Source organism: Actinacidiphila alni (assembly GCF_900112845.1).
In the GTDB taxonomy this organism is placed as follows: domain Bacteria; phylum Actinomycetota; class Actinomycetes; order Streptomycetales; family Streptomycetaceae; genus Actinacidiphila; species Actinacidiphila alni.
On the sequence record NZ_FONG01000006.1, the window covers coordinates 16,654 to 35,896 of the forward strand.

15 protein-coding genes are annotated in these 19,243 nt (G+C 71.6%); 12 read left to right on the forward strand and 3 right to left on the reverse strand.

The window, feature by feature from the left end; all coding sequences use genetic code 11:
• Nucleotides 1–19 precede the first annotated feature (19 nt).
• From cysC to BM076_RS11835, 9 genes are all read left to right on the forward strand, one after another.
• A complete protein-coding gene (cysC, locus tag BM076_RS11790) occupies nt 20–559 on the forward strand; it encodes an adenylyl-sulfate kinase (protein WP_093713422.1) in 540 nt (179 codons plus the stop codon).
• Nucleotides 556–1,491, forward strand: a complete 936-nt coding sequence (gene cysD, locus BM076_RS11795; RefSeq protein WP_093713423.1) for a sulfate adenylyltransferase subunit CysD — start codon at nt 556–558, stop codon at nt 1,489–1,491. Before cysC ends, cysD begins: the two co-directional genes overlap by 4 nt.
• A 2-nt stretch (nt 1,492–1,493) precedes the next feature.
• Nucleotides 1,494–2,867: a sulfate adenylyltransferase subunit 1 gene (locus tag BM076_RS11800; RefSeq protein WP_093713424.1), complete on the forward strand. Its 1,374-nt coding sequence runs from the start codon at nt 1,494–1,496 to the stop codon at nt 2,865–2,867.
• A gap of 259 nt (nt 2,868–3,126) precedes the next feature.
• Complete coding sequence (locus BM076_RS11810) at nt 3,127–4,281, forward strand: aliphatic sulfonate ABC transporter substrate-binding protein (protein WP_093713425.1); 1,155 nt, start codon at nt 3,127–3,129, stop codon at nt 4,279–4,281.
• 69 nt (nt 4,282–4,350) lie between these two features.
• Nucleotides 4,351–5,145 (forward strand): ABC transporter ATP-binding protein, encoded by a 795-nt coding sequence (locus tag BM076_RS11815; protein ID WP_093713426.1) that lies wholly within the window; start codon nt 4,351–4,353, stop codon nt 5,143–5,145.
• Nucleotides 5,132–6,085 (forward strand): ABC transporter permease, encoded by a 954-nt coding sequence (locus BM076_RS11820; RefSeq protein ID WP_093713427.1) that lies wholly within the window; start codon nt 5,132–5,134, stop codon nt 6,083–6,085. Before BM076_RS11815 ends, BM076_RS11820 begins: the two co-directional genes overlap by 14 nt.
• The gene (locus tag BM076_RS11825; RefSeq protein WP_093713428.1) at nt 6,085–6,867 is read left to right on the forward strand and encodes a sirohydrochlorin chelatase; all 783 of its coding nucleotides are present in this window, start codon (nt 6,085–6,087) and stop codon (nt 6,865–6,867) included. Before BM076_RS11820 ends, BM076_RS11825 begins: the two co-directional genes overlap by 1 nt.
• Before the next feature lie 265 nt (nt 6,868–7,132).
• Complete coding sequence (locus tag BM076_RS11830; RefSeq protein WP_177246432.1) at nt 7,133–9,403, forward strand: MMPL family transporter; 2,271 nt, start codon at nt 7,133–7,135, stop codon at nt 9,401–9,403.
• 168 nt (nt 9,404–9,571) lie between these two features.
• Entirely contained in the window at nt 9,572–10,603 is a 1,032-nt protein-coding gene (locus BM076_RS11835; protein WP_245795995.1) for a sigma-70 family RNA polymerase sigma factor, read from the forward strand.
• Here the strand turns inward: BM076_RS11835 and BM076_RS11840 are convergent.
• Nucleotides 10,562–10,783 carry an STAS domain-containing protein gene (locus BM076_RS11840; RefSeq protein WP_245795996.1) on the reverse strand — a complete coding sequence of 74 codons (222 nt, stop codon included), beginning with the start codon at nt 10,781–10,783 and terminating at the stop codon, nt 10,562–10,564. The two genes, BM076_RS11835 and BM076_RS11840, sit on opposite strands and share 42 nt — an antisense overlap.
• Nucleotides 10,784–11,160: 377 nt before the next feature.
• On the opposite strand from BM076_RS11840, the gene BM076_RS11845 reads away from it, so the two are divergent.
• Nucleotides 11,161–12,027, forward strand: a complete 867-nt coding sequence (locus BM076_RS11845) for an aminoglycoside phosphotransferase family protein (protein ID WP_093713430.1) — start codon at nt 11,161–11,163, stop codon at nt 12,025–12,027.
• A 40-nt stretch (nt 12,028–12,067) separates the two neighbouring features.
• On the opposite strand, the gene BM076_RS11850 is transcribed toward BM076_RS11845, so the two are convergent.
• Both BM076_RS11850 and BM076_RS11855 read right to left on the reverse strand, forming a co-directional pair.
• Nucleotides 12,068–12,775, reverse strand: a complete 708-nt coding sequence (locus BM076_RS11850; RefSeq protein WP_093713649.1) for a 3'-5' exonuclease — start codon at nt 12,773–12,775, stop codon at nt 12,068–12,070.
• A gap of 173 nt (nt 12,776–12,948) precedes the next feature.
• On the reverse strand, nt 12,949–14,181 hold the full coding sequence (locus BM076_RS11855) for an SAV2148 family HEPN domain-containing protein (protein WP_093713431.1): 1,233 nt from the start codon (nt 14,179–14,181) through the stop codon (nt 12,949–12,951).
• 297 nt (nt 14,182–14,478) lie between these two features.
• Between BM076_RS11855 and glgX the strand changes: the two genes are divergently transcribed.
• Entirely contained in the window at nt 14,479–16,614 is a 2,136-nt protein-coding gene (gene glgX, locus BM076_RS11860) for a glycogen debranching protein GlgX (RefSeq protein ID WP_093713432.1), read from the forward strand.
• Nucleotides 16,615–16,761: 147 nt separating this feature from the next.
• Nucleotides 16,762–19,209: a malto-oligosyltrehalose synthase gene (gene treY, locus BM076_RS11865; RefSeq protein WP_093713433.1), complete on the forward strand. Its 2,448-nt coding sequence runs from the start codon at nt 16,762–16,764 to the stop codon at nt 19,207–19,209.
• The last annotated feature ends 34 nt before the right edge of the window (nt 19,210–19,243 follow it).

Here is a 19,243-nt window from a genome sequence, read left to right on the forward strand (position 1 = left end):
GACCAGTCAGGAGAGCGGGATGACCACCGGGGCCACCGTCTGGCTGACGGGTCTGCCGAGTGCGGGCAAGACCACCATCGCGTACGCGCTGGCCGAGCGGCTGCGCGCCGAGGGCCGCGCGGTCGAGGTGCTCGACGGCGACGAGATCCGCGAATTCCTGTCCGCGGGGCTCGGCTTCAGCCGCGAGGACCGGCACACCAATGTGCAGCGGATCGGCTTCGTCGCCGAACTCCTCGCCTCCCACGGCGTGCTGGTGCTGGTGCCGGTCATCGCGCCGTACGCGGACAGCCGCGAGGCCGTCCGCAAGCGCCACCAGCAGCAGGGCACCGGCTATGTCGAGGTGCATGTCGCCACGCCGGTCGAGGTCTGCTCGGTCCGCGACGTCAAGGGCCTGTACGCCAAGCAGGCCGCGGGTGAACTCACCGGTCTGACCGGCGTGGACGACCCGTACGAGGCCCCGCAGGACCCGGATCTGCGGATCGAGACGGAGGGCCGCACGGTCGAGGAGTCGGCATTGCTTGTGCACGCGTTGCTCGTCGAGAGGGGTCTCACGATATGACCGCCACTGTCGCTCATGCCGGAGCCACGGACAGTCCTTACGCGCTGTCGCACCTGGACGCGCTGGAGTCCGAGGCCGTGCACATCTTCCGGGAGGTGGCGGGCGAGTTCGAGCGGCCGGTGATCCTCTTCTCCGGCGGCAAGGACTCGATCGTCATGCTGCACCTGGCGCTGAAGGCGTTCGCGCCGGCCGCGGTGCCGTTCTCGCTGCTGCACGTGGACACCGGGCACAACTTCCCCGAGGTGCTGGACTTCCGGGACCGTACGGTCGCCGAGCACGGGCTGCGGCTGCACGTGGCGATGGTGCAGGAGTACATCGACGACGGGCGGCTGCGGGAGCGCCCCGACGGCACCCGCAATCCGCTGCAGACGGTGCCGCTGACCGACGCCATCAGGCACCACCGCTTCGACGCGGTGTTCGGCGGCGGGCGCCGCGACGAGGAGAAGGCCCGGGCCAAGGAGCGGGTGTTCTCGCTGCGCGACGAATTCTCGCAGTGGAATCCGCGCCGCCAGCGCCCCGAGCTGTGGCAGCTCTACAACGGCAGGCACGCGCCGGGCGAGCACGTCCGGGTCTTCCCGCTGTCCAACTGGACCGAGCTGGACGTGTGGCAGTACATCGCCCGGGAGCGGATCGCGCTGCCGGAGATCTACTTCGCGCACGAGCGCGAGGTGTTCAACCGGTCCGGGATGTGGCTGACGGCGGGCGAATGGGGCGGCCCGAAGGCCGGCGAGCCGGTGCAGAAGCGGACGGTGCGCTACCGCACGGTCGGCGACATGTCCTGCACGGGCGCCGTCGATTCCGACGCCACCACGCTCGACGCGGTGATCACCGAGATCGCCGCCTCCCGGCTGACCGAGCGGGGTGCCACCCGGGCCGACGACAAGATGTCGGAAGCCGCGATGGAAGACCGCAAGCGCGAGGGGTACTTCTAACCATGACCGCCACCACGGGGCCCGACAGTCCCCTGACCGCCGAGCAGTTGTCGGCCACGACGCTGCTGCGCTTCGCCACCGCGGGCTCCGTCGACGACGGCAAGTCCACGCTGGTGGGCCGACTGCTGCACGACTCCAAATCGGTGCTGACCGACCAACTGGAGGCGGTGGAGCGGGCGTCGCTCGGCCGCGGCCAGGACGCGCCCGATCTCGCGCTGCTCACCGACGGCCTGCGGGCCGAGCGCGAGCAGGGCATCACCATCGACGTGGCGTACCGCTACTTCGCCACCGCCCGCCGGCGGTTCATCCTGGCCGACACCCCGGGCCATGTGGAGTACACCCGCAACATGGTCACCGGCGCCTCGACGGCGGAGCTGGCCGTGGTGCTGGTCGACGCGCGCAACGGGGTGATCGAGCAGACCCGGCGGCACGCGGCCGTCGCGGCGCTGCTGCGGGTGCCGCACGTGGTGCTGGCGGTCAACAAGATGGACCTGGTGGACTACGCGGAGCCGGTATTCGCCGCGATCGCCGAGGAGTTCACCTCCTACGCGGCCTCGCTGGGCGTCCCGGAGATCACCGCGATCCCGATCTCGGCGCTGGCCGGCGACAATGTGGTGGAGCCGTCCGCGCACATGGACTGGTACGGCGGCCCGACCGTCCTTGAGCACCTGGAGACGGTTCCGGTCAGCCACGACCTGACCGGCTGCCCTGCGCGTTTCCCGGTGCAGTACGTGATCCGCCCGCAGACCGCGGAGCACCCGGACTACCGCGGCTACGCGGGGCAGATCGTCTCCGGTCTGCTGCGGGTCGGCGACGAGGTGACGGTGCTGCCGTCGGGGCGTACGACCACGATCTCCGGGCTCGACGCGCTGGGACAGGCGGTGGACACCGCGTGGGCGCCGCAGTCGGTGACGGTGCTGCTCACCGACGACGTGGACGTCTCGCGCGGCGACATGATCGCGCCGACCGCGACCGCGCCCGCGCTCACCCAGGACATCAGGGCCACGGTGTGCCATCTGCACGAGCGTCCGCTGCGGGTCGGCGAGCGCGTGCTGCTCAAGCACACCACCCGGACGGTCAAGGCGATCGTGAAGGAACTGCCGTACCGGATCGACCTGTCGGCGGGTCTCGCGCACGAGAACGCGCCGGCCGAATTCGCGGCGAACGACATCGGCGCGGTGGTGCTGCGCACGGCGGAACCGCTGCCGGTGGACGCGTACGCGGACTCCCGGCTGACCGGTTCCTTCCTGCTGATCGACCCGGCGGACGGTACGACGCTGACCGCGGGCATGGCGGGCGAGCCGTTCGCGGCGCACAAGGAGCATCTGGATCAGGCCGCGGACAGCGCGGCCGAGGACGAGGGCTGGGATTTCTGACGATGACTCAGGATGCCTTCTCGGGTTTCGCGAAAGAGGGTGGCCGCGTCGGCAGCGGCGCGCTCGGCGCGGGTACGGGCGGGGTCGCACGATGTGTGCGCTGACGCTCCCGGTCGCGGGCCACGTGCAGCACGTGCCCGCCGCCGTACCCCAGCGCCGCGCCACGCGGCCCCCGCTGCACCGCTTTCGAAGACCTGACGACTTTCCGGCCGCGCCCTGAACGAGCGCGACACGCCGGGCCTTACGAGAGGACACCCACGTGTCTGCCCAGTCCAGCCCCGCATTCCGCGCCTCCCGCCGCCGTAGATACCTCGCCGCGGCGGCCGCCCTGCCGATCCTGATCGGCGCGCTCGCCGCCTGCGGCTACGGCTCCGACGACGACAACAAGTCCGACGACGCCACCAGCGCCCCGGCCGCCAGCGCCGGCGCGAGCGGAACCGCGAAGAAGCTCTCCGCCGACGAGGTGAAGATCGGCTACTTCCCGAACCTGACGCACGCCACCCCGCTGATCGGGCTCAAGGAAGGCATCTTCCAGAAGGAGCTGGGCGCCACCAAGGTCAAGCAGCTGACCTTCAACGCGGGTCCCGCCGAGATCGAGGCGCTCAACGCCGGGTCCATCGACATCGGCTGGATCGGCCCCTCCCCCGCGATCAACGGCTACACCAAGTCCGAGGGCAAGAGCCTGCGGATCATCTCGGGTTCGGCGTCCGGCGGTGTGAAGCTCGTCGTCAACCCGAAGAAGATCAAGACCCTGGACGACGTCAAGGGCAAGAAGATCGCCACCCCGCAGCTGGGCAACACCCAGGACGTGGCGCTGCTGAACTGGATCAAGTCCAAGGGCTGGAAGGTCGACGCGCAGAGCGGCAAGGGCGATGTGTCGGTGGTCCGCACCGACAACAAGATCACCCCTGACGCCTACAAGCAGGGTTCCATCGACGGCGCGTGGGTGCCGGAACCCACCGCGTCCAAGCTGGTGTCCGAGGGCGCGAAGGTGCTGCTGGACGAGAGCACGCTGTGGCCGGACAAGAAGTTCGTGATCACCAATGTGATCGTGTCGCAGAAGTTCCTCACCGCGCACCCGGACGTCGTCGAGGCGGTGCTGCGGGGTTCGGTGAACACCAACGCGTGGATCACGGCCAACTCCGACAAGGCCAAGGCCGTCGCGAACGAGCAGCTCAAGGAGCTGACGCAGAAGGCGCTGCCGGCCGACATCCTCGACCCGGCCTGGCAGTCCATCCAGGTGCTGGACGACCCGCTGGCCAAGACCGCCAACGAGGAGGCGCAGCACGCGGTGGACGCCGGTCTGCTCAAGGCGCCGAAGCTGGACGGCCTGTACGACCTGACGCTGCTGAACAAGATCCTCACGGCGGACGGCAAGCCGACGGTGGACGCCGCGGGCCTGGGCACCCAGTGACCGGCCCGGTGACCAGCGGCACGTACTGACCATCCATCCGCCCCGTAGGACCCCCAGGAGGTGACATCCATGGCCGACACCCTCACCGCCGCCGGCGAGCGGACCGCGGAGCCCGCCGCGCACGCGGCGCGGATTGACCATGTGTCGAAGGCGTTCGGCAGGCCCGGCGCCCGGCAGCTCGTGCTGGACGACATCACGCTCGACGTGCGGCCCGGTGAGTTCGTCTGCCTCCTGGGGGCCTCCGGGTGCGGCAAGTCCACCCTGCTCAATCTGGTCGCGGGACTGGACGAGCCGTCCGCCGGCGAGATCGGCACGCCCGGCGGGCGGCCCGCCCTGATGTTCCAGGAACACGCGCTGTTCCCGTGGCTGACGGCGGGCAAGAACATCGAACTGACCCTGCGGCTGCGCGGGGTGCCGCGCGAGCAGCGCCGCGCCGAGGCCGAGCGGCTGCTGGAGCTGGTGCGGCTCGGCGGCGCCCACGGCAAGCGGGTGCACGAGCTGTCCGGCGGCATGCGGCAGCGCGTGGCGCTGGCCAGGGCGCTCGCCCAGGACAGCCAACTGCTGCTGATGGACGAGCCGTTCGCGGCGCTGGACGCCATCACCCGCGATGTGCTGCACGACGAGCTGACCCGGATCTGGTCCGAGACGGACCTGTCGGTGCTGTTCGTGACGCACAACGTGCGGGAGGCGGTACGGCTCGCCCAGCGGGTCGTGCTGATGTCCTCGCGGCCGGGCCGGATCGCCCGGGAGTGGACCATCGACATCCCGCAGCCGCGCCGCATCGAGGACGCGGCCGTGGCGGACCTGTCCGTCGAGATCACCGAAGAACTGCGTGGGGAGATCCGCCGCCATGGCCAGCACTGAGACGTCCGCGCAGGACGCCGTACCGCTGCGGAAGTCCGGCGCCGGGGACGGCGGGGACGGGCAGCAGCAGGACGACCGGCACGACCTGTCCGGGCTCGAAGCGGGCCTGGACGCGCTGGAGACCGTGCAGGTCCGGCGGGCCCCGGTGTGGGAGCTGCTGGTCAAGAGGGTGCTGCCGCCGCTGTCGGCGATCGTGCTGGTGCTGGTGGTGTGGCAGCTCGCCGTGTGGGGCGGGGTCGCCGATCCGACGAAGCTGCCGAGCCCGCACGCGGTCGGCAAGGCCCTGGCCGACCGCTGGAACGAGGGCGACCTCTTCTCCATCATCTGGACCAGCGTGGAGCGCGGCCTGCTGGGCTTCCTGGCGGCGCTGGCCATCGGCACCCCGCTGGGGCTGCTGGTGGCGCGGGTGCCGTTCGTCCGGGCGGCGATCGGCCCGATCCTGTCCGGGCTCCAGTCGCTGCCGTCGGTGGCGTGGGTGCCCGCCGCGGTGATCTGGCTGGGCATCAACGACTCGGCGATGTACGCGGTCATCCTGCTCGGCGCGGTGCCGTCGATCGCCAACGGCCTGGTGTCCGGCATCGACCAGGTGCCGCCGCTGTATCTGCGGGCGGGCCGTACGATCGGCGCGACGGGGCTGCGCGGCGCCTGGTACATCCTGCTGCCGGCCGCGCTGCCCGGCTACGTGGCCGGCCTCAAGCAGGGCTGGGCGTTCTCCTGGCGCTCGCTGATGGCCGCCGAACTCATCGCGTCCTCGCCCGACTTGGGCGTGGGCCTCGGCCGCTATCTGGAGAACATGCGCGAGGGCTCCGACATGGCGGGGGTCTTCCTCGGCATCCTGCTGATCCTGTTCGTGGGCATCGCCATCGACCAGATCATCTTCAGCCCGCTGGAGCGCTGGGTGCTGCGCAGCCGCGGCCTGACCGCGGGGAGCCGGCGCTAGTGCGCCCGGCCGCCCGGCTCCGCTCCGTACCGGCGCCGCGGGACGCGCCGCCGCTGCTGCTGATCGCGCACGGTTCGCGCGATCCGCGGCACGCGGCAACGGTGCGCGCGCTGACCCGGCGGGTACGGGCGGCCCGGCCGGGCCTGCGGGTCGTCACCGGCTTCCTGGACTTCTGCACGCCCTCGGTTCCGCAGGTACTCGACGGTCTGGCGCGCGACGGCGTACGGGAGGCCGTCGCGCTGCCGCTGCTGCTGACCCGGGCCTTCCACGCCAAGTCCGACATCCCGGCGGTGCTGCGGGAGGCGCCCGCCCGGCTGCGGGTCACGCAGGGCGAGGTGCTGGGCCCGTCGCCACTGCTGATCGCCGCGCTGGAGCGGCGGCTGGCCGAGGCGGGGCTGCGGCCCGGCGACCGCTCGTCGACCGGTGTCGTCCTGGCCTCGGCGGGCTCCACCGATCCGGAGGCGGGCGCGGTGATCGCAGAAATCGCGCGGGAGTGGCGGCACACCGGCTGGTGCGCCGTGCGGCCCGCGTTCGCCTCCGCCCTGCTGCCGCGCACCGAGGACGCCGTCCGCGCGCTGCGCGCCGAGGGCGTCCGCCGGATCGCGGTCGCACCGTACGTCCTCGCGCCCGGCTTCCTGCCGGACCGGATCGCGGGCGGCGCGCGCGAGGCGGGCGCCGACCTGCTCGCGCCGGTCCTCGGCGCGGCGCCCGAGGTCGCGGAGTTGCTGCTGCGGCGGTACGACGAGGCGCTGCTGCCCGCGCGGCGGCTGATCCCGGCCTGAGGCCGGCACACCCTTCGGCACCCTTCCAGCCTCTCTCGCACCCTTTCGTGTAAGGGCCACCTTCCGCGGCATGGTGGGGTTGTCCCCACCCTTGAGGGGGAGAACGCCCTCCCGGAAGTCACCAGCAGGCCGGATGGGTCGGTGGCCCCGCTCCCCATAGCGTCATAGGCAGACAGAGCGGCCCCTGATCACCGGGTCCGGCCGCCACCCATGACGATCCTTCAAGGGGGACACCGTGAGTCGCGCACGCGCACACGGCAGCAGGATGGGCATCGCCGCGGCGATGGGCAGTTGGAGTGCCCGGCACCGCTGGGCGGCGGTGGGCGGGTGGCTGCTCTTCGTCATTCTCGCCATGTTCATCGGGCAGTCGGCGGGCCGCGTCGACCTCGACCAGGACAAGTCGATGGCCGGCGAGGTCAATCAGGCCGCCACCATCAACGACAGCTCCGGGCTGAAGAGCGCGGCCGGTGAAATGGTGCTGATCCAGGGCAAGGGCTCGGTCAAGGCGACCGACCCGGCCTTCCGTACCGCGGTCAGCGATGTGATCACCGCGGTCAAGGGCACCGGCAAGGTCACCGCGGTGACGTCCCCGTACGACACCAAGGCCGTCTCTACCGACCAGCGGTCCGCGCTGGTCAGATTCGACATGCTCGGGTCCGAGGACGACGCGCCCGACCATGTGCAGCCGGTGATGGACGCGGTGAAGAAGGTGCAGTCCGGCCACCAGGACCTGAAGATCGAGGAGTTCGGCGACGCGAGTGCCGGCAAGGTGCTCAACGACGCCTTCGGCAGCGACTTCAAGACCGCCGAGTACTCCGCGGTGCCGGTGGCGCTGGGCATCCTGCTGATCGCGTTCGGCGCGCTGGTCGCGGCGCTGCTGCCGGTGGCGCTGGCGATGACGGCCTTCCTGGCCGCCGGCGGTGTGGTGGCGATGGTCAGCCACTCCGTACCGATGAGCGACACCGCCAACTCGGTGATGCTGCTGGTGGGTCTCGCGGTCGGTGTCGACTACTGCCTGTTCTACCTGCGCCGCGAGCGTGAGGAACGGGCGGCGGGACACGACCGGATGACCGCCATCAAGATCGCGGCGGCCACCTCGGGGCGGGCCGTGCTGATCTCCGGCATCACCGTGATCGTGGCCATGGCGGGCATGCTCTTCACCGGCATCGGCGACTTCAAGGCGATGGGCCTGGCCACGATGATCGTCGTCGCCATCGCGATGTTCGGCTCGGTCACGGTGCTGCCCGCGCTGCTGTCGCTGCTGGGCCACCGGGTCGAGAAGGGCCGTATCCCGTTCCTGAACCGCGGCCGCAAGAACGCCGCCCGCCGGTCCCCCGACAGCGGCAGCCGCTTCTGGAAGACCGTGCTGCGGCCGATGCTCTCCCACCCCAAGGCCGCCACCGTGCTGGCCGGCGGCACACTGCTGGTCATCGCACTGCCCGCCTTCGGCATGAAGACCGCGAATCTGTCCATGCAGCAGGAGCTGGGCGACGGTCTGCCGATCATCCAGACCTACGAGCACATCAACGAGGCGTTCCCCGGCGGTCCCGACCCGGCGCACGTGGTCCTCAAGGCCGACGACATCAACGCCCCCGCGGTCAGGAAGGCCATCGCGGACTTCCGCGCCGAGGCGGTCTCCTCCGGCGCGAGCAAGGGCCCGGTCACCGTCACGGTGCACGCGAAGCAGAATGTCGCGCAGATCGACGTGCCCCTGGCGGGCGGCAGCGACCGTGCCAAGGCGGAGTCCGACCTGAAGACGCTGCGGAACGACGTACGGCCCGACACGCTCGGCAAGGTCGACGGGCTCCAGGCGCCGATCACCGGTGAGACGGCCGGTTCGATGGACTTCACCCACAAGATCACCAGCAGTGTGCCGCCGGTCTTCGCCTTCGTGACCGTCTTCGCCTTCCTGCTGATGCTGCTGTCCTTCCGGTCGCTGACCATCGCGCTGACCTCGATCGCGCTGAATCTGCTCTCGGTGGGCGCGGCCTACGGCATCCTCGTGGCGGTCTTCCAGCACGGCTGGGGCGCGTCCCTGGTGGGCGCCACCGGTACGGGCGCGGTGGTGGCCTGGCTGCCGCTGTTCCTCTTCGTGATCCTGTTCGGCCTGAGCATGGACTACCACGTGTTCGTGGTCTCCCGGATCCGCGAGGCCAAGATGCGCGGGCTGAGCACCAAGAACGCGATCGAGCACGGCATCACCACCACGGCCGGCGTCGTGACCAGCGCCGCGGTCATCATGGTCGCCGTCTTCGCGATCTTCGGAACGCTGTCCATGCAGAGCATGAAGCAGATGGGTGTCGGCCTGGCCTTCGCGGTGCTAATCGACGCGACGATCATCCGCGGGGTGCTGCTGCCGGCCGTGATGAGCCTGCTCGGCGAGCGCAACTGGTACCTGCCGCGCTGGATGAACCGGCTGCCCGACATGACGCACGACGAGTCGGCGCTGCCGCTGCCGCCCGCTCCCGCCGCGCCGGCCGGCGGACCGCAGGGGCCGCACGACCCGCACTACGGCCAGGTCCCCGACCGGGTCTGAGGATTCCGGGCCGCCGGCCCTGAACCCGTACCGTCCGCCCGGAGCCCGTATCACCGCAGGTCACGGTGCCCCCGTCCCGCCCGGGACGGGGGCACCGGCGCGTCCGGCACGGAACGTCCGCGTCCTTCTCCTCGCCCGTTGTCAGTGGGCGGGCCTAGTGTGGAAAAGGTGACCGTACGAGAGAGCGAGAGCGCCGGGAGCGGTACCGCCCTGGCCGCCGACGAGGTGGAGCTCCGTCTTGAGGAGCACCGGGCAGAGCTGACCGGCTACTGCTACCGCATGCTCGGCTCGGTGTTCGAGGCCGAGGACGCCGTCCAGGAGACCCTGGTCCGTGCGTGGCGCAGCCACAGCGGCTTCGAGGGGCGGTCGTCGTTCCGCTCCTGGCTGTACCGGATCGCGACCAATGTCTGCCTGGACAGTCTGAACGCGGGCAAGCGCCGGGCGCGCCCGATGGACCTGTCCCCCGCGTCGCACGCCGACGCGACGCTGCCCGCCGCCTCCCCGGAGAGCGTGTGGGTCGAACCGGTGCCGGACGTCCGGGCGCTGCCGTCGTCCGGCGACCCGGCCGATGTGGTGGTCTCCCGCGAGACGATCAAGCTGGCGTTCGTCGCCGCGCTCCAGCACCTGCCCGCCCGGCAGCGGGCCGTGCTGATCCTGCGCGAGGTGCTGGCGTGGAAGGCCAGCGAGACCGCCGAGCTGCTCGGCACGTCCGTGGCGTCGGTCAACAGCGCGCTGCAGCGGGCCCGCGCCACCCTCAGTGACGCCGGGGTGAGCACCTCGGGCGCCGACCATGCGAAGGCCGCGGCCGCCGCGCCGATGGACGAGGCGCAGGAGAAGCTGCTGGCGCGCTATGTGGACGCCTTCGAGCGCTACGACCTGGATTCGCTGACCGCCCTGCTGCACGAGGACGTCACGCTGTCGATGCCCCCGTACGCGCTGTGGCTCCAGGGCCACCAGGACATACGCGACTGGTTCCTGGGCACCGGGATCGAGTGCAAGGGGTCGCGGCTGGTGCCGGTGGCGGCCAATGGGTCGCCGGGCTTCGCCCAGTACCGCTCGAACGGTGAGGGCGGCGGCCACCACGCGTGGGCGCTCCAGGTGCTGGAGATCACCGACGGCCGGATCACCGGTATCAACGCCTTCCTCGACACCGCCCACCTATTCCCGCTCTTCGGCCTCCCACTCGAACTCCCCGGCTAGCCCGGCGAGTTCCAGCAGTTCGCGCAACTCGGCGGTGGCGCCGCGCAGCCGTACGCGATGACCGGTACGGCGCGCGGCCAGCCGCAGCCGGGCCAGCGCGCCGATCGTCCCGGCGGAGTTCGCCGGGAGGTCCGTCACGTCCACGACCAGGGGTTCCATCGGGCCCGGTGCCGCCGTCACAGTCGTTCCCGCCTTTCCTGGGCCCGGCCCCCTGACGGGCCTTCATGGATACCGACCGGCCGGGCGGCCCGGAATCATCGCCGCGCGGCGGGCGGATTCGCCGGGTGTGGCGGGACTCACCGTCGTATTCGGGGCGCATTCTCGACCGGTGTCACTCCTGCGGGGGGCGCGCGGATGCGACACTGGCGTAGTTCCGCACTGGTGAGCGATGCCGTCGGCATATGCGGGGACGGAAGCGGCACGTCGACGGGGCGGCGCGCGGCACCGCGCGGGCGCACGGGGGCGGTGTCCGCGGGGGCGCGGTGGTGCGGTGACACCGCGGTGCGGGACAGTGGACGATTCGGGACTGCGGCGATCGGCGAAGGGTTCGGTTCGGCATGGCGGACACGGTGGTGTTCACGCAGGAGCGGGCGCGGGCGGTGCTGGACGCCGCCGGGCATCCCGAGGCCGAGCTGCTCGCCTTCGGCGAGAACGCGGTCTTCGCCGCCGGCCGCCTGGTGATCAAGATCGGCCGCGGCGCCGACCTGCTGGAGCGGGCCCGGCGCGAGGTGCGCACCGCCGACTGGCTGGCCAAGCACGATGTGCCCGCGGTGCGCTCCGCGGAGTCCGAGGTACGGCTGGTGGACGGCCATCCCGTCACCTACTGGCAGCGGCTGCCCGATCCGCTGCGGCCGGCCGAGCCCGCCGATGTGGCGCCGCTGCTGCGCCTGGTGCACGCGCTGCCCGAGCCGGACTTCGGGCTGCCGCCGCGCGATCTGCTGGGCGGCGTCGAGCGCTGGCTGCGGCTGGCCGGGGACGCCATCGACCCGGCGGACGCGGCCTATCTGCGCAACCGGCGGGACGGGTTCGCCGCCGCCGCGGCCGAGTTGGAGCCGTATCTGGAGCGCGGACCGATCCACGGGGACGCGCTGCCGCGCAATGTGCACATCGGACCCGACGGCCCCGTCCTGGTGGACCTGGAGACCTTCTCCTCCGATCTGCGCGAGCACGACCTCGTCGTCCAGACGCTCAGCCGGGACCGCTACGGGGTGCCCGCGGCGGCCTACGACGCCTTCACCGCCGCCTACGGCTGGGACGTCACCGAGTGGCCGGGCAACACGGTGCTGCGCGGCGCCCGGGAGACGGCCGGCTGCGCCTGGGTCGCCCAGCACGCCCCGGCCAGCCCCGCCGCCCTCCATGAATTCCGCCGCCGCGTCGCCTCCCTGCGGGCGGACGACGCGACGGTCCGCTGGTATTCGTTCTGACGGCGGGTCACCGCCGCGACCGGAGCCGGGGGCAGGTCGCCTAAGCAGCCACCCGCAGCGGCCAGGCCCGGTCCACCGACGCGGCGTCGGCCGACCCCTTGCGGCGCAGCCAGGAGGCGAAGTCGTCGGCCCAGTCGGCGTACCAGCCGCGCTGGTCGTCGTAGAGGTCCCACAGATCGGCGTCGCCGACCTCGGGGAAACGGGCGGCCAGCGCGCGGGCGACACGGACCGCGGCGAGCGCGTCGGCGCCCGCTTCGTGGGCGCCGTCCAGCACGACGCCGTAGACGGCGCAGGCGGCTTCCAGGGTGCGCTTGCCGCGCCGGTACTTGTCCAGGGCGCGGTCCATCACCAGCGGGTCGATCACCGGCCCGGGGCGGGTCCCGGGCGCGGCCAGCGACGGCAGCGCGTACCGGCGCAACTCCTCGTCCAGCAGGGTGAGGTCGAAGGGCGCGTTGTAGACGACGACGGGCACCCCGGCCGCCCAGTAGCCGCGCAGCGCGTCCGCGATCTCGGCGACGACCTCGGGCGCCGGACGCCCTTCCGCCGCCGCGCGGGCGGTGCTTATGCCGTGGATGGCGGTGGTCTCCTCGGGGATGGCGACCCCGGGGTCGGCGAGCCACGCCCGGTGCCGCACCGGCTCACCATCCTTCACCTCGGTGACCGCGGCGGTCACGATCCGCGCCCGCAGCGGATCCGTGCCCGTGGTCTCCAGGTCGAACCCGACCAACAGCTCCTGGTGCCATGCCATGGCGAGCATCCCTTCCCACCCAGTTCCCCGTAACCCCCGATTGCCCTGCCATCATCGCGCGGGCCACTGACAACGCCGGACGCCGGGGTTCCGCTTCACCCGTGCGGCCCTGCCCGCCGGGTGCCGTCGACAGCCGTACGGACAGGCGGTCCTTCACCCGGCCGTACGTACGGTCACGACACCGGCCGCGAGTCCGTCCAGATGCCCTCGAACTCCTCGCGGTAGACCTCGAACAGCCCGTGCTCGGCGGGCCCGTCCTCGGCGACCACCTGCCGGGAGGCGCCGCGCAGCAGCAGTACGGGCACCTCCATGCCGCGCGCCCGCCGCAGATAGGACTGGACGACGGCCAGGCCGTCGCCGGTGTCCCCGTCGACCAGGTAGGCGGTGAAGCGCGGGGTCTCGTCGAAGACCCGGATCTCGAAGGCGTCGGGGTCGCGCAGCCGGGCGCGTACCCGGCGCATGTGCATGATGTTCATCTCGACGGACCTGGCCAGCTCGCCGCGGCCGAGCCCGAGTTCGCGCTCGCGGCGGCGCACCGTGCTGCTGGCCGGGTTGAGGAAGAGCAGTCTGATCCGGCAGCCGGATTCGGCGAGCCGCACCAGGCGGCGGCCGGAGAAATTCTGCACCAGCAGATTGAGGCCGATGCCTATCGCGTCGAGCCGGCGCGCGCCGGAGAACAAGTCCTCGACGGGGAGCTGCCGTTGCAGCCGCACCCGGTCGGGATAGACGCCGATGACGTCGGAGTAGCGGTCGGCGACCAGGTCCTCGACGGCGTCCACCGGCAGTCGCTGGGCGGCGGTGCGGGCCGGGCCCGCGCCCAGCAGTTCCAGCAGCCGGGCGGCGGCCCGCTCGGCCTGGTCAAGGACGGTCCTGGACAGCGCCCGGTTGCGCGAGACGACGTGCCGGGCCACCTCCAGCTCGTCCAGCGCCAGTTCGAGGTCGCGGCGGTCGTCGAAGTACGGCTCGAAGCACGGCCAGTGCTGGACGACCAGCTCGCGCAGCTGGGGCAGCGTCAGGAAGCTCAGCACATTGTCGTCGGCCGGGTCGAGCAGGAAGCCCTTGCGGCGGCTCACCTCGCGGACGGCGACGGCCCGTTGCACCCATTCGTGTCCGGCGGGCCCCGCGGCGGCGACCACCCACTCCTCGCCGTGCACGGGCTCGTAGATCGGGCGCAGCACCGCGTTGACGACGGCGCGCAGGCGCTGTTCGACAAGGTTCAGCCATACGTAGGCCCGCCCGGCCCTGGTGGCGCGGGTGCGCACCTCCGACCAGACCTCGGCGCCCCAGTCCAGTTCCGCTCCGATCTCCAACGGCTGGGCGAGGGTGACCGCGTTCTGCACCGTCGTCTCCGCGACGGCACCGTCCGCGACCTGCCGGTCCTCCTGATCTCCACCACCCGGGAGCATCAGACCTCCGGACGTCTCCACGCCACCCGCCTCCCACCCCCGTCCACGATCAAGGAAGGGTACTGCGGTGCAGGGTGCGTCGCAGCCCTGTTGACCCTACTTGACTACTACCGGACAACCTCATCACCCTTGCGGTCGCTGCCTGTTGTGGCGTTGTCACCCTCGGGTGGGCCTCGACGCGCGGATGCGCCCCCGGCGGGTGGCCCAGGTGGGAGGATGCACCTTCGGCAACGAGTCTGGCCGGGTGCGCGGAATGGGTCCGCGTCGGCCCCGGTCCGGGAGTGGAAGAGTCACGAGATGCAAGTCTGGCCGGGTCAGTCGTACCCCCTGGGTGCCACCTTCGACGGCGCGGGCACCAATTTCGCCGTGTTCTCCGAGGTGGCGTCCCGTATCGAGCTGTGTCTGCTGCACGACGACGGCTCCGAGACGGCGGTCGAGCTGCGCGAGGCGGACGCCTTCGTCCGGCACGCCTATCTGCCGGGGGTGATGCCGGGGCAGCGGTACGGCTTCCGGGTGCACGGGCCGTACGACCCGGTGCGCGGGCACCGGTGCAACTCCGCGAAGCTGCTCCTGGATCCGTACGCCAAGGCGATGAGCGGCACGATCGACTGGGACGAGGCGGTCTACGGTTACCGCTTCGGTCAGCCCGACTCGCGGAACGACCTGGACTCCGCCCCGCACACCATGACGTCGGTCGTGGTCAATCCGTACTTCGACTGGGCGGACGACCGGTCGCCGCGGATCGATTACCACAAGACGGTCATCTACGAGGCGCACGTCAAGGGCCTGACGATGACTCACCCGGGTCTGCCGGAGGAGATCCGCGGTACGTACGCGGCGCTGGCGCACCCGGCGGTGATCGGCCATCTGGTGGAACTCGGGGTGACGACCCTGGAGCTGATGCCGGTGCACCAGTTCATCCAGGACCACCGTCTGGTGGACGCGGGGCTGACCAACTACTGGGGTTACAACACCATCGGATTCTTCGCGCCGCACCACTCGTACTGCTCGCTGGGCGACCGCGGGCAGCAGGTGCTGGAGTTCAAGACCGCGGTGCGCGCGCTGCACCAGGCCGGTATCGAGGTGATCCTCGACGTGGTCTACAACCACACGGCCGAGGGCAGCCACCTCGGGCCGACGCTGTCGCTGCGCGGCCTGGACAACGCCTCGTACTACCGGCTCGGCGGCGACAAGCGCTACTACACGGACACCACGGGCACCGGCAACAGCCTGCTGATGCGCAGCCCGCACGTGCTCCAGATGATCATGGACAGCCTGCGCTACTGGGTCACCGAGATGCATGTGGACGGCTTCCGCTTCGACCTGGCGGCCACACTGGCCCGGCAGTTCCACGAGGTGGACCGGCTCTCGTCCTTCTTCGACCTGGTGCAGCAGGACCCGGTGGTCTCGCAGGTGAAGCTGATCGCCGAGCCGTGGGACGTCGGCGAGGGCGGCTACCAGGTGGGCAACTTCCCGCCGCTGTGGACCGAGTGGAACGGGAAATTCCGCGACACCGTACGGGACCTGTGGCGCGGCGAGAGCGCCACGCTCGCCGAGTTCGGTTCCCGGCTGACCGGCTCCTCCGACCTCTACCAGGACGACGGCCGCCGCCCGCTGGCCTCCATCAACTTCGTGACCTGCCACGACGGTTTCACGCTGCGCGACCTGGTGTCGTACAACGACAAGCACAACGAGGCCAACGGCGAGGGCAACCGGGACGGCGAGAGCCACAACCGGTCGTGGAACTGCGGCGTCGAGGGTCCCACCGAGGACGAGAAGGTGCGGGCGCTGCGCGGCCGGCAGATGCGCAATTTCCTCGCCACCTTGATGCTGTCCCAGGGCGTGCCGATGATCTCGCACGGCGACGAGTTCGGCCGCACCCAGAAGGGCAACAACAACGTCTACTGCCAGGACAACGAACTGGCGTGGGTGTCCTGGCCGGGCAAGCCGGACGACGGCGGGCCGAACGACGAGGCGCACCAGCTGCACGAATTCCTGCGCACCATGGTGTGGCTGCGCCGCGATCACGCGGTGTTCCGGCGCCGCCGCTTCTTCCACGGCCGGCCGGTCGAGGGCACGCACGACGAGCTGTCCGACATCGCCTGGTTCACGCCCGAGGGGCAGGAGATGGCGCAGCGCGACTGGCAGGCGGCGCACGCCCGCTCGATGTCGGTGTTCCTCAACGGCATGGCGATCTCCGAGCCGGGGCCGCGCGGCGAGCCGGTCACCGACGACTCCTTCCTGCTGATGGTCAACGCGGCGCCGAAGGCCCAGGAATTCGTCGTGCCGGTCAACCACGGCAAGGAGTGGCAGCTCGTGGTGGACACCGAGCGGGCCGAGGGCGTCCCGCCGGGCACCGGCCAGAAGGTGCGGGCCGGGGACAGGATCGAGCTGGCCGACCGCACCATGGTGGTGCTCCAGCGGCCCGCCTAGCGGCGCACCCGGCGGCGGCGCGGCGCTTTCCGTGGCGCGGCGCTTTCGGCGATACGGACGGCATCAGGGACGGCGTACGGACGGCGCCCGGGGACTCCCGGGCGCGTTCGTCCGCTTCCCCGGCCGATCCGGGGTAGAGAAGACGTCATGAGCGCACTTCCCGCGACGCCCACCGCCACCTACCGGGTGCAGGTGCAGCCCGGTTTCACCTTCGCCGACACCGCGCGCTGGGTGCCGTATCTGGCCACGCTCGGCGTCTCCCACCTGCATCTGTCCCCGGTGCTCGAAGCGGTGCCTGGCTCCACGCACGGCTACGACGTGGTGGACCACTCCCGGGTGCGGGAGGAGCTGGGCGGCGAGCAGGGGCTGCGGGCGCTGTCCCGCACCGCCCGCGAGCACGGCCTCGGGCTGATCCTGGACATCGTCCCCAACCACATGGCGGTGCCCGCGCCCGAGCACCTCAACGGCCCGCTGTGGGAGGTGCTGCGCGACGGCCCGGAGTCGGCGTACGCGCACTGGTTCGACATCGACTGGGCGGCGCTGGACGGCAAGGTGCTGCTGCCGGTGCTGGGCGACCCCCTGCCCGACGTCCTCGGACAGCTCACCGTCGGCACCGACAAACGGGCCGACGGCAAGGTGCTGCGCTACTACGACCACGCCTTCCCGCTGCGCGCGGGCACCGAGGACCTGCCGCTGCCCGAGCTGCTGGACGCGCAGTGGTACCGGCTGGCGTACTGGCGGGAGGCCCGCACCGAGCTGAACTACCGGCGTTTCTTCACCATTTCCGACCTGATCGCGATCCGCGTCGAGCGGCAGGACGTCTTCGACACCACCCACGCGACCGTGCTGCGGCTGCTGGAGGAGGGTGTCGCCGACGGCCTGCGGATCGACCACCCGGACGGTCTGGCCGACCCCGCCGGCTATCTGCGGCGCCTCGCGGAGGCGAGCGGCGGGCGCTGGACGGTGGTGGAGAAGATCCTCCAGCGCGACGAACCGCTGCCCGCGGACTGGGAGTGCGCGGGCACCACCGGTTACGACGCGCTCGACCGGATCGACGGGCTGTTCACCGATCCGGCCGGCGTCGGCGAACTGACCGACTTCTACCGGGAGTTCACCGGCGCCGAGGACGACCGCGGCGGCCGGTGGGAGCCGACCGCGCGGCGCGCCGCGCACCGCATCGTGAGCCATGACCTGACCGCCGAGGTCGAGCGCCTGCGTCGCGCGGCCGAACGCGCCCGCGCGACGCTGCCGGACGAGCACCCGTACCGCCCCGAGGTGCTGTCCGAGGTGCTGCGCGAACTCCTGGTCGCGATCCCGGTCTACCGGCCGTACGTCGTCCCCGGCCGGCCCGCGACGGACGCCGACACCGCTCTGCTGGAACGAGCCGCCGACCAGGCCCGTACGGCGGTGGCGCCGGAGCTGTCCGGCGCCGTGTACTTCCTCCGCGACCTGGCGCTCGGGCGCGCGGCGCAGGGTCCGGACGCGGCCGACTTCGCCGTCCGCTTCGCGCAGGTCGCCTCCGCGCTGCACGCCAAGTCCATTGAGGACACCGCCTTTTACCGCTACACACCGCTGCTGTCGCTGTGCGAGGTCGGCCGCAGCCCGGCGCGTCCGGCGACCACGCCGGAGGAATTCCACGCCTACTGCGCGGACATCCTGCGCGACCGGCCCACTACCGGCACCGTGCTGTCGACGCACGACACCAAGCGCAGCGCCGATCTGCGGCTGCGGCTGGCCGTGCTGTCCGAACTCCCTTCCCAGTGGCGGCACTGGATGAACGAACGCCCGGCCGTCGCCGAACGCCACGGCGACGCCGCCGCGCCCGATCCGCATACCGCGTACACCGTCTTCCAGACCGGGGTCGGCATCGGCTTCTGCCACCCCGACCGGCTGGTGCCCGCCGCCCTCAAGGCGGTCCGCGAGGCGGGCCTGCGCACCGCCTGGACGGCCCAGGACGCGGCGTACGAGAAGGCTGTCGCCGACTTCACCGAGCAGGGGCCCTGTGGGCCGCAGATCTACGAAGTCGGGGAATTCGTCAACCAGTTGCGGCCGTACGCCGAGGCGAACGCGCTCGGCGCGGCGCTGCTGCACCTCACGATGCCGGGGGTGCCCGACGTCTACCAGAACACCGAATTCCCGGTGTACACCCTGGTGGACCCCGACAATCGCGGGCCCATGGACGCGCCGGTCGGCGGCACCCAGCGGTTCGGGATCGACCGCACGCTCGCCGCGCTCCTGGACGGGGCGGAGCCGCACTCCTTCGACGAGGTGAAGCTGCGGCTCACCGCTGTGGCGCTGCGCCTGCGCCGTGACCGCCCCGACTGCTTCGGGCCCACCGCCGCGTACGCCGCTCTCGCGGCCGAGGGTCCGGCCCGCTCCCACTGCGTCGCCTTCCGGCGCGGGCCCGCCGCCCTCACCGTCGTCACGCGGCTCTCGCGCCGCCTCGCCGAGGCCGGTGGCTGGCGCGAGACGCTTCTCCCCCTCCCCCCGGGCCCCTGGACCGACCGCCTCTCCGGCACCACCTTCGAGGGCCGCGTCCTCCTCTCCGACCTGTTGTCCACCTCCTCGGTGGCCCTCCTCACGCAGGGCGCGTGATGCCTCCTGCGGAGTGCGGTGCCTGATGTCTTTG

Bases quoted from the DNA above. Each gene is read 5' to 3' on its own strand.
- cysC (WP_093713422.1), top strand. From the start codon at position 20: ATGACCACCGGGGCCACCGTCTGGCTGACGGGTCTGCCGAGTGCGGGC.
- cysD (WP_093713423.1), top strand. From the start codon at position 556: ATGACCGCCACTGTCGCTCATGCCGGAGCCACGGACAGTCCTTACGCG.
- BM076_RS11800 (WP_093713424.1), top strand. From the start codon at position 1,494: ATGACCGCCACCACGGGGCCCGACAGTCCCCTGACCGCCGAGCAGTTG.
- BM076_RS11815 (WP_093713426.1), top strand. From the start codon at position 4,351: ATGGCCGACACCCTCACCGCCGCCGGCGAGCGGACCGCGGAGCCCGCC.
- BM076_RS11820 (WP_093713427.1), top strand. From the start codon at position 5,132: ATGGCCAGCACTGAGACGTCCGCGCAGGACGCCGTACCGCTGCGGAAG.
- BM076_RS11830 (WP_177246432.1), top strand. From the start codon at position 7,133: ATGGGCATCGCCGCGGCGATGGGCAGTTGGAGTGCCCGGCACCGCTGG.
- BM076_RS11845 (WP_093713430.1), top strand. From the start codon at position 11,161: ATGGCGGACACGGTGGTGTTCACGCAGGAGCGGGCGCGGGCGGTGCTG.
- BM076_RS11850 (WP_093713649.1), bottom strand. From the start codon at position 12,775: ATGGCATGGCACCAGGAGCTGTTGGTCGGGTTCGACCTGGAGACCACG.
- BM076_RS11855 (WP_093713431.1), bottom strand. From the start codon at position 14,181: ATGCTCCCGGGTGGTGGAGATCAGGAGGACCGGCAGGTCGCGGACGGT.
- glgX (WP_093713432.1), top strand. From the start codon at position 14,479: ATGCAAGTCTGGCCGGGTCAGTCGTACCCCCTGGGTGCCACCTTCGAC.
- treY (WP_093713433.1), top strand. From the start codon at position 16,762: ATGAGCGCACTTCCCGCGACGCCCACCGCCACCTACCGGGTGCAGGTG.